Source organism: Streptomyces sp. MCA2 (assembly GCF_023544705.1).
GTDB classification, from domain to species: Bacteria; Actinomycetota; Actinomycetes; order Streptomycetales; family Streptomycetaceae; genus Streptomyces; species Streptomyces decoyicus.
On sequence record NZ_JAMJFM010000023.1, the window covers coordinates 57,920 to 73,042 of the forward strand.

General features: G+C 71.2%; 9 protein-coding genes. 5 read left to right on the plus strand and 4 right to left on the minus strand.

The features are described from left to right. Nucleotides 1-122: 122 nt before the first annotated feature. On the minus strand, nucleotides 123-1,940 hold the full coding sequence (locus M8I34_RS20160) for an ABC transporter ATP-binding protein (RefSeq protein WP_053210434.1): 1,818 nt from the start codon (nucleotides 1,938-1,940) through the stop codon (nucleotides 123-125). A gap of 136 nt (nucleotides 1,941-2,076) precedes the next feature. Between M8I34_RS20160 and M8I34_RS20165 the strand changes: the two genes are divergently transcribed. Both M8I34_RS20165 and M8I34_RS20170 read left to right on the plus strand, forming a co-directional pair. Further along, a complete protein-coding gene (locus M8I34_RS20165) occupies nucleotides 2,077-2,553 on the plus strand; it encodes a MarR family winged helix-turn-helix transcriptional regulator (RefSeq protein WP_250050820.1) in 477 nt (158 codons plus the stop codon). Between the two features lie 31 nt (nucleotides 2,554-2,584). Beyond that, a complete protein-coding gene (locus tag M8I34_RS20170) occupies nucleotides 2,585-5,548 on the plus strand; it encodes an FAD-binding and (Fe-S)-binding domain-containing protein (protein ID WP_250050821.1) in 2,964 nt (987 codons plus the stop codon). On the opposite strand, the gene M8I34_RS20175 is transcribed toward M8I34_RS20170, so the two are convergent. Further along, complete coding sequence (locus M8I34_RS20175; RefSeq protein ID WP_250050823.1) at nucleotides 5,538-6,908, minus strand: alpha-amylase family protein; 1,371 nt, start codon at nucleotides 6,906-6,908, stop codon at nucleotides 5,538-5,540. The genes M8I34_RS20170 and M8I34_RS20175 overlap by 11 nt on opposite strands. Nucleotides 6,909-7,239: 331 nt before the next feature. Between M8I34_RS20175 and M8I34_RS20180 the strand changes: the two genes are divergently transcribed. Continuing rightward, nucleotides 7,240-8,673, plus strand: coding sequence for a Gfo/Idh/MocA family protein (locus tag M8I34_RS20180; RefSeq protein WP_250050825.1), 1,434 nt, complete (start codon nucleotides 7,240-7,242; stop codon nucleotides 8,671-8,673). 55 nt (nucleotides 8,674-8,728) lie between these two features. On the opposite strand, the gene M8I34_RS20185 is transcribed toward M8I34_RS20180, so the two are convergent. Next, entirely contained in the window at nucleotides 8,729-10,150 is a 1,422-nt protein-coding gene (locus M8I34_RS20185; RefSeq protein ID WP_250050827.1) for a cation:dicarboxylate symporter family transporter, read from the minus strand. 294 nt (nucleotides 10,151-10,444) lie between these two features. After that, nucleotides 10,445-11,203 (minus strand): hypothetical protein, encoded by a 759-nt coding sequence (locus M8I34_RS20190; RefSeq protein WP_250050829.1) that lies wholly within the window; start codon nucleotides 11,201-11,203, stop codon nucleotides 10,445-10,447. 233 nt (nucleotides 11,204-11,436) lie between these two features. On the opposite strand from M8I34_RS20190, the gene M8I34_RS20195 reads away from it, so the two are divergent. After that, complete coding sequence (locus tag M8I34_RS20195) at nucleotides 11,437-13,239, plus strand: ABC transporter ATP-binding protein (RefSeq protein WP_250050912.1); 1,803 nt, start codon at nucleotides 11,437-11,439, stop codon at nucleotides 13,237-13,239. After that, the gene (locus M8I34_RS20200) at nucleotides 13,236-15,017 is read left to right on the plus strand and encodes an ABC transporter ATP-binding protein (RefSeq protein ID WP_250050831.1); all 1,782 of its coding nucleotides are present in this window, start codon (nucleotides 13,236-13,238) and stop codon (nucleotides 15,015-15,017) included. Before M8I34_RS20195 ends, M8I34_RS20200 begins: the two co-directional genes overlap by 4 nt. Nucleotides 15,018-15,123: the final 106 nt, after the last annotated feature.

Sequence of the window (15,123 nt, forward strand, 5' to 3'; positions counted from 1 at the left end):
AGAGGCGGAGCAGGAAGGGCAACGGTGCCGGAACCCGCAGGCCGGGCGGCCGAGGAGTGGGTGCGGCGGCCACCCCGACCAGTGAACTGGCCGCCGCGACTCCGACCTTACCCGCGGGTCACTTACTGGGCCATCTCTTGATCGGCGGCCGGGGTGAGGTGTGCGTCACGCCGTACCAGCGCCGCATAGCGCCCGTCCGCGGCGAGCAGCTCGTCATGGGTGCCGCGCTCGGCGATCCGTCCGGCGTCCAGCACGACGATCTGGTCGGCGTCGCGGACGGTGGAGAGCCGGTGCGCGATGGTGAGGGTGGTGCGGCCCTCGGACAGCTCGTCGATGGCCTGCTGTACGGCGTGTTCGGTACGGGTGTCCAGAGCGCTGGTCGCTTCGTCCAGGACGAGGACGGGCGGATCGCGCAGGATGGTGCGGGCGAGGGCGAGGCGCTGTTTCTCGCCGCCGGAGAAGCGGTAGCCGCGCTCGCCGACGAGGGTGTCGTAGCCGTCGGGCAGGGCGGCGATGTGGTCGTGGATCTGGGCGGCTCTGGCGGCGCGTTCGATCTCGTCGTCGGTGGCGTCCGGCTTGGCGAAGCGCAGGTTGTCGGCGACCGAGGCGTGGAAGAGGTAGGTCTCCTGGGAGACCACACCGACCGAGCGGGCGAGGCTGTCGAAGTCGAGGTCGCGGACGTCCGTGCCGTCGAGGGTGACCCGGCCGCCGGTCACGTCGTAGAGCCGTGGCACGAGATAGCTCAGGGTGCTCTTGCCGCTGCCGGTCGGTCCGACGACGGCGAGGCTGCCGCCGGCGGGGACGGTCAGATCGATGCCGTCGAGGGTGGGGGCGGCCGCGGGGTCGTAGCGGAAGCGGACGTTCTCGAAGCGGATCTCGCCACGCGGCGCCGGGAGGCGGACCGGCTCGGCGGGCTCGGTGATGGCGACCGGCAGATCGAGGTATTCGAAGATGCGCTGGAAGAGCGCGAGCGAGGTCTGCATCTGGACGCCGGTGGACAGCAGGGAGACGGTGGGCCGCAGCAGGCCCTGCTGGAGCGAGACGAAGGCGACCAGGGTGCCGAGCGAGAAGACCGGGCCGCCGAGCCGGAGCACCATGCCCGCCGCCCAGTAGATCAGCGCGGGCATGGCGGCCATGACGATGCCGATGGTGGCCATCCGCCAGCGGCCGGCCATGTTGGCGCGGACCTCCAGGTCGACCAGGCGCTCGGACTCGTCGGCGAAGGTCTTGGTGAGGGAGTCGGCGCGGCCCATCGTGCGGCCGAGCAGGATGCCGCTGACCGAGAGGGATTCGGTGACGATCGCGGACATCGCGGCCATCTGCTTCTGCCGCTGGGTGGTGATCTTCTTGCGTTCGTTGCCGACCCGGCGGCTGATCCAGACGAAGAGCGGGAGCAGCAGCAGCGAGACGACGGTCAGCCGCCAGTCGAGCGCGAGCATCGCGCAGACGGTGGCGATGACGGAGGTCAGATTGGAGACCAGGGAGGTGGCGGTGGTGGTGACCGTCGCCTGCATTCCGCCGATGTCGTTGGCGATCCGGGACTGGACCTCGCCCGTGCGGGTGCGGGTGAAGAAGGCCAGCGGCATCCGCTGGAGTTTGGCGTAGACGGCGGTGCGCAGATCGTGCATGACGCGCTGGCCGACGGTGGTGGACAGCAGGGTCTGTAGTACGCCGAAGACGCTGGTGGTGACGGCGGTGACGATCATGCCGAGGGCGAGCAGGGTCAGCAGCCCCGTGCGCCGGCCGGGTATCGCCACGTCCAGGATCTCGCGGAGGAGGAAGGGGGAGGCGACCGAGACCAGCGAGGAGGCGCCGACGAGCAGGCCGACGAGGCCCAGCCGGGCGCGGTAGGGGCGGAAGAGAGCGAGGATCCGCCGCAGCTGGACCGGCTTTTCCGGGTCCTTGGGCGGTGGGGTCCACTGGGGTTCGTCGCTGCGCATGGGCTCCTTCGAGGGGTGTGACTGCGCGGGGGCAGGACAACGGACAGGCAGAGTCCGGGACAAACAACGTGGAGCCTAGCTCATTGTTACCTATGCTCACAATGAATTAAGTCCTGCCATCCGCTATCCTCGCGCCATGCCCTCCCCCGAGCCGACGGTCAGCACCACCAACCTCGCCGAGCAGCTGGTACGGCTGACCCGCCGGATGCACCGCGCCCAGAAACACCACCTGGAGCACCTGGACATCGCCTTCACCCCCGCACAGTCCCGGCTGCTGCGGATCGTCGGCCACTACCGCGACACCCCGCCGCGGATGGCCGACCTCGCCGAGCGGCTGGAGGTCGTACCCCGGGCGGTGACCACACTGGTGGACGCGCTGGAGGCACATGGCGCGGTGCGCCGGGTGCCCGATCCGGCCAACCGCCGGGTGGTACGGATCGAGCTGACCGACACCGGCCGTTCCACGCTGCGCGCGTTGCGCAGCGCGCGCCGGGCCGCGGCGGAGGAGATCCTGGCCCCACTGACCGCCGATCAGCGCGAGGTGTTCGGCGACCTGCTGTCCACCCTGGTCGACGACCCGTGCAGACCGCATCGACCGGACCGACCGCATTGAGCTGACGCGGAGTCAACCGGAGGAGTGCCGCATGCCCCTGCTGGAGCCGAACCCCCAGACCCTGCGCCCCACCGCCCCCGGCAGCCCCGCGCACGACCGGGTGGCCGGCCACCTGGCATCGGGCACCCCCGAGCCGCTGCGCGGTGACCTGATCGCGCTGCTCGGCCCGGACAAGGTGCTCCACAAGATCTCCGACCTGGTCCGCTACGCCTCCGACGCCAGCCCGTACCGCTTCGTCCCGCAGGTCGTGGTGGTGGCCGAGGACCTCGACGACATCTCCGCGGTCTTCTCCTACGCCCACGGAAAGGGCCGCCACGTCGTCTTCCGGGCCGCCGGCACCTCGCTCAACGGCCAGGCCCAGGGCGAGGACATCCTCGTCGACGTCCGCCGGCACTGGAGCGGGATCCAGGTGCTCGACAACGGTGCCCGCGCCCGGATCCGGCCGGGCACCACCGTGCTGCGCGCCAACACCACCCTGGCCCGGTACGGCCGGCTGCTCGGGCCCGATCCGGCCAGCGCGCTCGCCTGCACCCTGGGCGGCGTGGTCGCCAACAACGCCTCCGGGATGACGGCCGGCACCACCCGTAACTCCTACCGGACGCTGGCCTCGGTCACCCTCGTCCTGCCGTCGGGCACGATCGTGGACACCGCCGGACCGGACGCCGACGCGGAGCTGGCGCACGCCGAACCGGCGCTGTGCGCGGGCCTGCTGGCACTGAAGGCGGAGATCGAGGCGGATCCGGAGCTGGTGGCCAGGATCCACGCCAAATACCGGATCAAGAACACCAACGGCTACCGCCTGGACGCCTTTCTCGACGGCGCGACACCGGTACAGATCCTGCGCGGGCTGATGGTCGGCTCCGAGGGCACCCTCGGCTTCCTCGCCGAGACCGTCTTCGACACCCTGCCGCTGGACCGGCGCACCTCCAGCGCGCTGCTGTTCTTCCCGACGCTGAGTGCCACGGCCGCGGCCGTCCCGCGCTTCAACGAAGCGGGTGCACGGGCCGTGGAGCTGATGGACGGCAATACGCTGCGCGCCTCGGTGAGCGTGGCCGGGGTGCCGGCCGACTGGGCGGCGCTGCCCAAGGAGACCACCGCGCTGCTGGTGGAGTTCCGGGCACCCGACGAGGCCACCCAGGAGGCGTACGAGCGGGCCGCGGCGCAGGTGCTGACGGAGCTGGAGCTGGTCGCACCGGTCGCGTCCGTCACCAATGCCTTCACCCGCGACCCGGCAGCCATCGGCGGCTACTGGAAGGCACGCAAGGCGTTCGTGGCCGCGGTGGGCGGTACCCGGCCGTCCGGTACGACGCTGATCACGGAGGACTTCGCGGTGCCGCCGGACCGGCTCGCGGACGCCTGCACGGACCTGCTGGAACTCCAGGTGCGGCACGGCTTCGACGCGGCGGTCGCGGGTCATGCCGCCCACGGCAATCTGCATTTCCTGCTCGCCTTCGACGCGGCGAAGACGGCGGATGTGGCGCGCTATGCCGCGTTCATGGACGAGTTCTGCCGGCTGACGGTCCGGCGCTTCGACGGATCACTGAAGGCGGAGCATGCCACCGGCCGGAACATCGCACCGTTCCTGGAGCTCGAATGGGGCTCGCGGGCAACGGAGTTGATGTGGCGGATCAAGCGGCTCGTGGATCCGCACGGCATCCTCGCTCCGCGCATCCTGCTCGACCGTGATCCGCAGGCGCATCTGCGCGGGCTGAAGACCATCCCGGAGACCGAGGCCGTCGCCGACCCGTGCATCGAGTGCGGCTTCTGCGAACCGGCCTGCCCCAGCGGGGATCTGACCACCACGCCCCGCCAGCGGATCGTGCTGCGCCGGGAAATGCTGCGCCAGCCGCCGGGCTCCCCCGTCACCACCGAGCTGCTGGACTCGTACGGCTATGACGCGGTGGACACCTGCGCCGGCGACTCGCTCTGCCAACTGTCGTGCCCGGTGGGGATCGACACCGGCGCGCTGATGAAGGACTTCCGGCACCGGCGCCACTCACCGCGCGAGGAGTGGGCCGCCGCGCAGACCGCCCGGCAGTTCAAGGCCGTCGAGAAGGCGGCGCGGCTGGCGGTGGCCGCCGCCGACCGGATCGGCGACCGGCTGACGGCATCGCTGACCCGCGCCGCCCGTAGGGCCGTACGCCCCGACCTGGTGCCCGAGTGGCTGCCGCGGATTCCCGGCGCGGCGGCCCGCTCGCTGCCCGCGACGCGGCGGGCCGGGGCCGCCGCGGTCTACTACCCGGCGTGTGTGAACCGGATCTTCGGTGAGCCCGCCGGGTACCGGGGGCCGTCGCTGCCGGAGGCGGTGGTGGCGGTGTCGCAGCGGGCGGGCCGGCCGGTGTGGATCCCGTCGGACGTGGCCGGGACCTGCTGCGCCACGATCTGGCACTCCAAGGGATACCAGCACGGCACCGCGGTGATGGCCAACCGCATCGTCGAGGCGGCCTGGGGGTGGACGGCCGGCGGCACGCTGCCGCTGGTGGTGGACGCGTCGTCGTGCACCCTGGGCCTCAGCCGGGAGGTCGTGCCGTATCTGACGCCCGACAACCGCGCGCTGCACGCCGAGCTGACGGTGCTCGACTCGGTCGTCTGGGCCGCCGAGGAGCTGCTGCCGCGGCTGGAGATTCTGCGCACGGTCGGCTCGGCGGTGCTCCATCCCACCTGCTCCATGCAGCACTTGGGGGACGAGGCGCAGCTGCGCCGGGTCGCCGAGGCATGTGCGCGGGAGGTGGTGGTGCCGGACGACACGGGCTGCTGTGCCTTCGCCGGTGACCGCGGGATGCTGCACCGGCAGCTGACGGAGTCGGCCACCGCGAAGGAGGCCGCCGAGGTCACCTCGCGGCACTTCGACGCCCATCTGTCGGCGAACCGGATGTGCGAGATCGGCATGGACCATGCGACGGAGGGCCGAGGCTATTACTCGGCCCTCCTGGCGCTGGAGCGGGCCACGCGGCCTGTTCCTCGGCCTCCTTCCGGAGCGCGCCTCAACGCGTGACGTGCAGTGCCACCGCTCCCTTGGCCGGGACCGAGAGCTGCGCCTTCCCGTCGTCGCCGACGGTGACCGTGTGGCCGTCACACGAGGACGGCGCGGCCGCGACGACATTGCAGTACGTGCCGGCGGGCAGCGAGGTCGCGAAGGTCCGGTGCAGCTCGGAGTCACCGTTGTTGAGCGCCACGAATCCCTTGCCGCCCCGGCCGAAGGCGACGGCGCCGCCCCCGTTGTCCCACCAGTCCGTCAGCTCTGCCGAGCCCACCGCGTTGCGGAACCCCACCATGCCGGTGATGGCCTGCTTGGCGTGCTGGTTGGTCCAGCCGCCGCTGCCGCTGGGCGGTCCGGCGTCCTTGTCGGACCACTCGTAGCCGGAGTAGACGTTCGGTGAGCCGTAGGGCGAGGCGAGCATGAAGACGTTGGCGAGGGTGTGGGCCGCGCCGTCCTTGTAGGTCAGCGTGGAGCCGTTGCGCTCGGTGTCCCAGTTGTCGACGAAGGTGCGGGCCGTGTCGCTGCCGAGCTTGCCGTCCGCGACGGACTTGAGCTGGGCGAGGTTGCCGCCTTGGAAGGCGCTCTTGAGGTGGCTGCCGTAGCGGAATTCGTCGACATCGCCGGTGCCGGTGTACTCCTCGGGCCGGACCGCTTCGCCGGCGCCGTAGATGACCTCCTGCACCCAGTAACCCGGGTCGCGCATCTTGCCCTTGATGGCGGCGAGGTCGGTGGCGGAGACGTGCTTGGCGGCGTCCACGCGGAAGCCGTCGACGCCCAACGACCGCAGGTCGTCGAGGTACTTGGCAAGGGTGGTGCGGACGTGGTCGCTGCCGGTGTCGAGGTCGGCGAGCCCGACGAGTTCGCAGTTCTGGACGTCGTCGCGGTTGGTGTAGTCGGAGATGCTCTTGCGGCAGCCGTGGAAGTCCTGGTCCTGGTAGTAGCCCGGGTACTGGTACTTGCTGTACTGGGTGCCGCCGGTGCCCGTACCGGATCCGGCCGCCATGTGGTTGATGACGGCGTCGGCGATGACCTTGACGCCCGCGCCGTGGCAGGCCCTGACCATCGAGGCGAACGCGGTCCGGTCGCCCAGCCGTCCGGCAATCTTGTAGCTGACGGGCTGGTACGAGGTCCACCACTGGTCGCCCTGGATGTGCTCGGCGGCGGGTGAGACCTCGACATAGCCGTAGCCGGCCGGGCCCAGCTGATCGCTGCACGCCTTGGCGACATCCGCGTACTTCCACTCGAACAGCGTGGCGGTGACGGTCTTTTCACCGGGCGGGGCGGCCTGGGAGGACCACGGCGCGAAGGTGGCGAGGCCGGCCGCGGCCAGCACTCCGGCCAGCGCCCCGCCCAGCACACGGGAACGTTGCTGCATCTTGCGGCTCCTTCGTCATGGGGCACGGCAGGGCACACCGCGCCCACGAGTGCAGCCACGCGCCGGGCCGCCATGGGGGGATTCGCCTCGGAGCCTGCCGTTTACCGCGCGGACACGTCAAGACTTTCTGCAAGGCTTTTCAGCGACTTGCGAAAGGTACTGGCGGCGGCACCCTCGGTGTTGCCGTGAGCCGTCCGGCAGTGCGGCAAAGAATCCAAGAGTGCCGCATCAAGAGTCCAATCGGCCCTCTTGTGCCTCAGGCCGCCGGCCGACAGGGTCCTGACCGAGGTTCACGTATGCCCCGGCACGCCAGCGCTCCCCTGGAGGACCGATGAACGAGGCACCATCGCAGAACCACGACCACAACGAGGCGGGCCCGAGCCGCCGTTCGGTCCTGTGGACCGCCGGTGCGGCGGGCGCCGGACTGGGGCTCGGCGGCCTCGCGTCCGGGACGGCAGCGGCGGCCGCGCCCACCGCGGCCGGCTCCGCGACGGCCGCCGCCGCAGCCGCCGACACCAAGGCCAGAACCATGATCGGGGTGCCGTTCGAGCGGCGCAGCACCGTACGCGTCGGCATCGTCGGGCTCGGCAACCGCGGCGGCAGCATGATCGATCTCTTTCTCGCGATGCCGGGCGTCCGCGTCGTCGCCCTGTGCGACCCGGTGAAGGAAAAGACCGCCAAGGCCGCCAAGAAGGTCACCGCCGCGGGACAGCCCGCACCCGCCGTCTACACCAACGGCGACCACGACTTCGAGAACCTCTGCAAGCGCGGCGACATCGACTTCGTCTACGCGGCCACGCCCTGGGACTGGCACTTCGAGATGGCGAAGACGGCCATGCTCAACGGCAAGCATGTGGGCGTGGAATGCCCCCTCGCGCTGCGCCTGGACCAGCTGTGGGAGCTGGTCCATCTCTCCGAGCGCACCCGCAGACACTGTATGCAGCTGGAGAACTGCTGTTACGGCAAGAACGAGATGCGGGTGCTGCGGATGGCGCACGCGGGCCTGTTCGGCGACCTGCTGCACGGCGCCGGTGCGTACAACCACGATCTGCGCGGCCTGATGTTCGACCCCAAGTACTACGAGGGGCCATGGCGCCGGCTGTGGCACACCCGGCTGCGCGGCGACCTCTACCCCAACCACGGGTTCGGTCCGGTCGCCAACTACATGGACATCAACCGCGGCGACCGCGCCGTACGGATCTCCAGCTTCGGCACCCCCGCGCTCGGCCTCGCCGCCTACCGCAAGGAGCACATGCCGGCGAACGACCCGAGCTGGAAGGAGTCGTACATCGAGAGCGACCGGACGATCAGCCTCGTCCAGACCGCCAAGGGCCGGGTGATCCGGCTGGAGCACGATGTCTCCACCCCGCACCCCTACAGCCGTATCAACAGCCTCGGCGGCACCAAGGGCGTCTTCGAGGACTACCCCGAGCGGATCTACCTCGAGCCGGACCAGAGCAATGACGAGTGGGGCGACTTCGCCAAATACGCGGAGTGGGACCACTGGCTCTGGAAGGAGCACGCCAATCCGCCCGGCGGGCACGGCGGCATGGACTACATGCTCATCTTCCGGCTGATGCAGTGCATGCGGCTCGGCCTCGTACCGGACTTCGACGTCTATGACGCGGCGACCTGGACCGCGCCGGTGCCGCTGAGCGATCTCTCGATCAAGGCGAACGGCGCCCCGCAGGAGATTCCCGACTTCACCCGCGGGCTGTGGAAGAAGGCGCGGCCGGGGATGGATTCGCAGAAGCCGGAGGAGTAAGAGCCCCGGCGCCGCGGGGCCGGCGGGCGGCTGTGCGCCCGCCGGGCCCGTCGCGTCAGGTGTCGCGGGTGGTGACGGAGGCGGCGCCGGGCCCGGCCGCCGCCTCCCGCGGCTTCGCCGCATCCGCCGTCGCCGGCTCCGCCGCCCGCTCCTGCTCCGCCGGGCGGTCGGGCTGCGCGGTGGCCGGCAGCTCGCCGTTCAGGACCTTCTTCGCCGTCACCCGGTCCAGTGCGCCCTCCCAGCGGGACACCGCGAAGACCGCGACACAGTTGCCGAGCAGATTGGTCGCCACCCGCATCGAGTCCATGATCCGGTCGACGCCGAGCAGCAGGGCGACCGCGGCGGCCGGGATGACGCCCAGCGCGGAGGCCGTCGCGGACAGCGCGAGGAATGCCGAACCCGGCACGCCCGCCATGCCCTTGCTGGTCAGCATCAGGACCAGCACCACGGTGATCTGCTGGCCGAGCGACAGATCGACACCGATCGCCTGGGCGATGAAGAGCGTGCCGATGGAGAGGTAGATCGAGGCGCCGTCGAGGTTGAAGGAGTAGCCGGTCGGCAGCACCAGCCCCACCGCATCGTCCCGGCAGCCCGCGGCGCGCAGCTTCTGCATCATCCGCGGCATCACGGTCTCGCTGGAGCCGGTGCCGAGCGCCAGCAGCAGCTCCTCGCGGGTGTAGCGGACGAACTTCCACAGGCTCAGCCCGGTGACGGCCTTGAGCGCGCAGCCGAGCAGCAGGAGGAAGACCAGCGCGACGCCGTAACAGACCGCGATCAGCTTGCCGTATGTCGACATCGCGCCCAGGCCGTACTCCCCCACCAGGTGAGCGGTGGCACCGAGGACCGCGAGCGGGGCGAGCTTCATGAGGAAGCCGACGATGGTGAACACGACGTCCTGAGCCTGCTCGATCACCGGCAGGATCTGCGGCACCTTCTTCTGTCCGAGGTGCAGCAGCGCGGCGCCCACCAGGCAGGCCAGCACCAGGACTTGCAGCAGCGAGTTCTCGGCGAACGCGCCGACCGCGCTGTCCGGCAGCGACTCCAGGACGAACTGGGCGGCGGAGGGCAGCTGCCCGCCGCCCGTCTTGGCGTCCACCGCGCCCTTGTCCAGGGACGCCGGGTCGATATGCATCCCGGCGCCGGGCGCGAAGACATTGCCGGCCAGCAGACCGACGACGAGCGCGATGCTGGTCGCCACCTCGAACCAGATCAGGGCCTTGACCCCGATCCGGCCAAAGGCCTTGAGATCACCCGCCTTGGTGATCCCGGCGACGACGACGCAGAAGACCAGCGGCGCGATCATCGCCTTGATCAGACGGACGAAGCCGTCACCGAGCGGCTGGAGCGACGCCCCCGCCTGCGGCCACAGGCGTCCGACGAGCACACCGAGGACCAGGGCGATGAGTACCTGCGTGAACAGGCTGGTGCGCAGGAAGCGGCCTGCGCGGCGGGTGAGGCTTGCGGTGGCGTGCGGCACGGGCACTCCTCCATGGACGGATTCTGTGATGCGGAAGTGGACTTCCACGATCCGTCACTATGGTCGCTTGTTGTTCACCACGAAAGAGGTCCGTGTAACTTCCTGGGAAATCTTGGAGCTTGGTCCAAGGGGCAGCGCACGGGCCATCCGTTTTCGGGCAGGAGTGACCGCTGCGTCCACTTCCTCCTGTTTTGGCGTGCCGCGTGGAACCGCGCCCCGTACGCCCGCGCGCCCCCGTCACCCGCGTGGCCCGTGGACCCGTGCGCGCCTCGTCCGCGCGCCGCGCCCGTACGCTCAGGCCGCCAGGTGCGCCTTGTCCCCCATGACCACCACCGGGTGCCGCGCCGGGTCGAGGGCCCGCAGCAGTGCCTGCATCCCGGACTTCGGCACGCTGACACATGCGGACGTTCCGCTGCCGTGGTCCATGTGCAACCAGACCCCGCCCCCCTTGGACTGCCCCTGCGGGCGGGTCGGGTCCAGCGGGGAGGTCCCCTTGACGCGGTTGTAGTTGATCGCGACGACGTAGTCGAAGTCGTGCCGGGTGTTCTTGGACCAGTACGACGGCGGGGTGAACGCCGATGAGTGCGTATAGGGCAGCTTGGCACCGGGATCCGCCAGCACGCCGCCCGCATCGGTCAGGGGGAAGACTCCGACGGGGCTGCGCTTGTCCCCTTCGTGATGATCCACCGTCCAGCCGCGGCGACCGTTGTGCGCGCCCCAACTCCCCTTGCGGTCCCAGCCCTTGGGGCCCTTGTCGTAGAGGACGACGGTGGCGTCGGCGGAGTCCACGCCCTTGCCGTAGACGGCCACGACCTGCCGGGAGCCGGCCGGGATCCGCGAGCGCAGGGCGGTACCGACCTCGGGGATGTTCTTGAGGTGGGTGGTGGCCGACGCCCCGCGGGCCGGGCCGCCGGGGCGCTCCCCCTTGCCCGCACCGTCCCCCTTGCCGTCGCCGTTCCGGCCGCCGCTCGCACCGCCGCCGCAGCCCGCCAGAAGAACCAGCCCCGCAGCGGCCACCGCCGCCGTCCGCATCGCACCGACCGCTGTTCGCATGCCCCCATGGTCGCACCGTCCCGCTGACGACCGTTCAGCACCCGGCCACCGCCTGCCGACCGCCGCACGATTGTCCGAATCGCATGGCCGCAGCGGAAAAACCGTTTGAAATCAACCCAGGGCGCGGGCCAATCTTCCAGGACCTCCGCCGGAGACGAGACGGGCGAGAGGGGCATTTCGCCTGCCGGGACGTCCTGTTGCCGCCCACCCACCACGACTTCGCCTGGGACATCATGCACATTCGCGACCTTCCGCATCCCGACCCGGGCGTCCCGGACGTCCGTACGGCCGGCGCCTTCCTGCTGTGGCTCTACAGACAACAGCTCGGCGGACAGCTCAAGGCCCTCGCCTGGGGGCTGGTGAACGTCGGCGCCATCGCCGCCTCCCCGCTGCCGGTGGGGCTCACCGTGCAGGCCGTCGTGGACCGCGACGGCGGCCGGCTGCTCCTGGCCGGCGGCCTGATCATGGCCTTGGGCGTACTCATCGCGCTCGGCGGCACCATGCTCCACCGTGAGGCCGTCACCAACTGGATCACCGCCGTCGCCCGGATGCAGCAGCTCCTCGCCCGCAAGACCACGGAGCTGGGTTCGGCCATGACCCGACGGGTGGCGGCCGGCGAGATCGTCGCCGTCAGCACCGGCGACCTGGAGAAGATCGGCTGGTTCGTCGAGGCGGTCTCCCGGTTCGGTGCCTCCGCGGTCACCACGGTCGCCGTCGCCATCGCCGTGGCCGTCTACCAGCCGGAACTGGGAGTGCTGGTAGCCGTCGGCGTACCGGTCATGGCGCTGGCCGTGCTGCCGTTGCTTCCGCCCGCGACCCGGCGCGCCGACGCACAGCGCGATAAGGCCGGCCGGGCCACCGAGCTGGCCTCCGACACCGTCGCCGGGCTGCGCGTACTGCGCGGCATCGGCGGCGAGGAACTCTTCCTCGGCCGCTACCGCAGCGCCTCCCAGGAGGTGCGCAAGGCCGCCGTCCGCAGCGCCCGGATGTGGTCGCTGATCTCGGCCGTCCAGGTACTGCTGCCGGGCCTGCTGCTCATCGCGGTGGTCTGGTACGGCGCCCGGCTCGCCCTCGACGGCACGATCGCCGTCGGCGACCTCGTCACCCTCTACAGCGCGGTCGCCTTCCTGCTCTTCCCTCTCCGGCACTTCGAAGAGATCGCCCAGGCCTACTCCTTCGCCAAGCCGTCGGCGAAGCGCACCGCCCGCGTACTGGCACAGACCCGGCCGTCCGGCGGCCCGGCCAGGAGCCAAGGGGCGACACCCACCGGCGATCTGCACGACCCGGTCAGCGGCCTGACCCTCGCGGCCGGCCGGCTGACCGCGGTGGTCTGCGGCGACCCCGACACCGCGGGCCGGCTCGCCGAACGCCTCGGCGGACACCCGCCGCAGCACGACGACGACGGTGGTGACGGGACCGGCCCGCTGTCCGTCGTCCTCGGCGGTACCCCGCTGGACGAGCTGCCGCGCGACATCGCCCGGGAGGCCGTACTCGTCCAGGACAAGGACCCGATGCTGCTCTCGGGCACGCTCGGCGACCTGCTCGACGTACCGGCCTCCGGGCGGGTGGGCGCGACGGAGGCGCTGGCCGCGGCCCAGTGCGGCGATGTGCTGACCGCACTGGCGCAGGCGTCCGTCGACGCTGCGGGAGACCCGATGCACACCCACATCACCGAGCGCGGCCGGTCGCTGTCCGGCGGGCAGCGGCAGCGGCTGGCACTGGCCAGATCGCTGGTCACCGACCCGGAGGTGCTGGTGCTCGACGAGCCGACCAGTGCCGTCGACGCGCACACCGAGGCCCGGATCGCCGACGGCCTGCGGGAGATCAGGACGGGGCGTACGACCGTCGTGCTCACCTCCAGCCCGCTCCTGCTGGACCGGGCGGAACAGGTGGTGTTCCTCCAGGAGGGCAAGGCCGTCGCCGTGGCCACCCATCGCGAACTGCTGCACAGCCACCCCGCCTACCGCGCGGTCGTCACCCGCGAAACGGACCCCGAGCCGGCGATGTCGACCGGCCAGATCGAGGAGAGCGCATGATCGGCCTGGCGCCGCCCGAGCACGATCCGGACGCCCCGCAGATCCTCACGACCCTGCCCGTCGGCTCACCGGCAACGGTGCGCAGCTACGTCGGGGGCCTGATCCGCCGACACCGCACGGCCTTCACCCTGCTGGTCGCCGTGAACGCGGTCGCGGTGATCGCCTCCATGGCCGGCCCGTATCTGCTCGGCGGCGTCGTCGAGAAGCTTGCCGCGGGCGCCCGCGACCTCCAACTGGAGCGCACCATCGAGCTGTTCGCCGTCGCACTGGCCGCCCAGACGGTGTTCGTCCGCCTGGTCCGGCTGCGCGGGGCGATGCTCGGCGAACAGATGCTGGCGGATCTGCGCGAGGACTTCCTCGTCCGCTCCGTGGCACTGCCGCCGGGCGTCCTGGAGCGGGCCGGTACCGGCGATCTGCTGTCACGGATCACCACGGACATCGACCGGCTCTCCAGCGCGATGCGCGAGGCCGTACCGCAGCTGGCCATCGGCGTGGTGTGGGTGGCACTGCTGCTCGGCGGGCTGACCGTGACCGCGCCGCCGCTCGCGCTGTCCGCACTGGTCGCGCTGCCACTGCTGATCGTGGGCTGCCGCTGGTACTTCAAGCGGGCGCCCGGCGCCTATCGCTCGGAGGCGGCCGGTTACGCCGCGGTGTCCGCGGTGCTCACCGAGTCCGTGGACGCGGGACGTACGGTCGAGGCCCATCGGCTGGGCGCCCGCCGGATCGCCCTGTCGGAGCGCCGGATCCGCGAGTGGACCCAATGGGAGCGCTACACGCTTTTCCTGCGCTCGGTGCTCTTCCCCGTCGTCGATCTGACCCATGTGCTGCTCCTGGGCTCGGTGTTGCTGCTCGGCGGAGCGTTCGTCATCCAGGGCTGGATCACTCCGGGACAGCTGACGACGGGAGCGCTGCTGGCACAGATGATGATCGAGCCGGTCGGCATGATCCTGCGCTGGTACGACGAGTTGCAGGTGGCCCAGGTGTCCATCGCACGGCTCGTCGGCGTCCGGGAGATCGAACCGGAGGCCACCGGCACGGAGCGGCTCCCGGACGGCCGGGACGTCCACGCCGACGAGGTGAGCTTCGGCTACCGCGCCGGCGTCGACGTACTGCGGGAGGTCTCGTTGCGGGTCCCTCCGGGGACCCGGATGGCGCTCGTCGGGCCGTCCGGCGCCGGCAAATCGACACTGGGCCGGCTGCTGGCCGGAATCTACGGTCCCCGTGTGGGCACCGTCACCCTGGGCGGGGCCGAGCTCTCCGCGATGCCGGCGGAGCGGGTCCGCGAGCAGGTGGCACTGGTCAACCAGGAACACCATGTCTTCGTCGGCTCGCTCCGCGACAATCTTCTGCTGGCGCGCGGGGGTGCCGCCGATGCCGAACTGTGGGCCGCGCTCGGCGCGGTGGACGCCGATGACTGGGCGCGGGCCCTCGGCAAGGGGCTGGACACCGAGGTCGGCTCGGGCGGGCACACGCTGACGCCCGCCCAGGCCCAGCAGATCGCCCTGGCCCGGCTGGTGCTCGCCGATCCGCACACCCTGGTGCTGGATGAGGCGACGTCGCTGCTCGACCCGCGGGCGGCCCGCCATCTGGAGCGCTCACTGGGCAGGGTGCTGGACGGCCGTACGGTCGTGGCGATCGCGCACCGGCTGCACACCGCGCATGACGCCGATGTGATCGCGGTCGTCGAGGACGGCCGGATCAGCGAACTGGGCAGTCACGACGAACTGGTCGACGCGGATGGCGCTTACGCGGCGCTCTGGCGCTCCTGGCACGGCTGAGCACGGCTGACACGGCTGAGCACCGCCGACACGGCCGGCACGGAACGGGAGCGGCGGGGCTCGGGGCCGAGGAGACGGGGGTTCCGGGGCCCGGCACAGGGCCCCG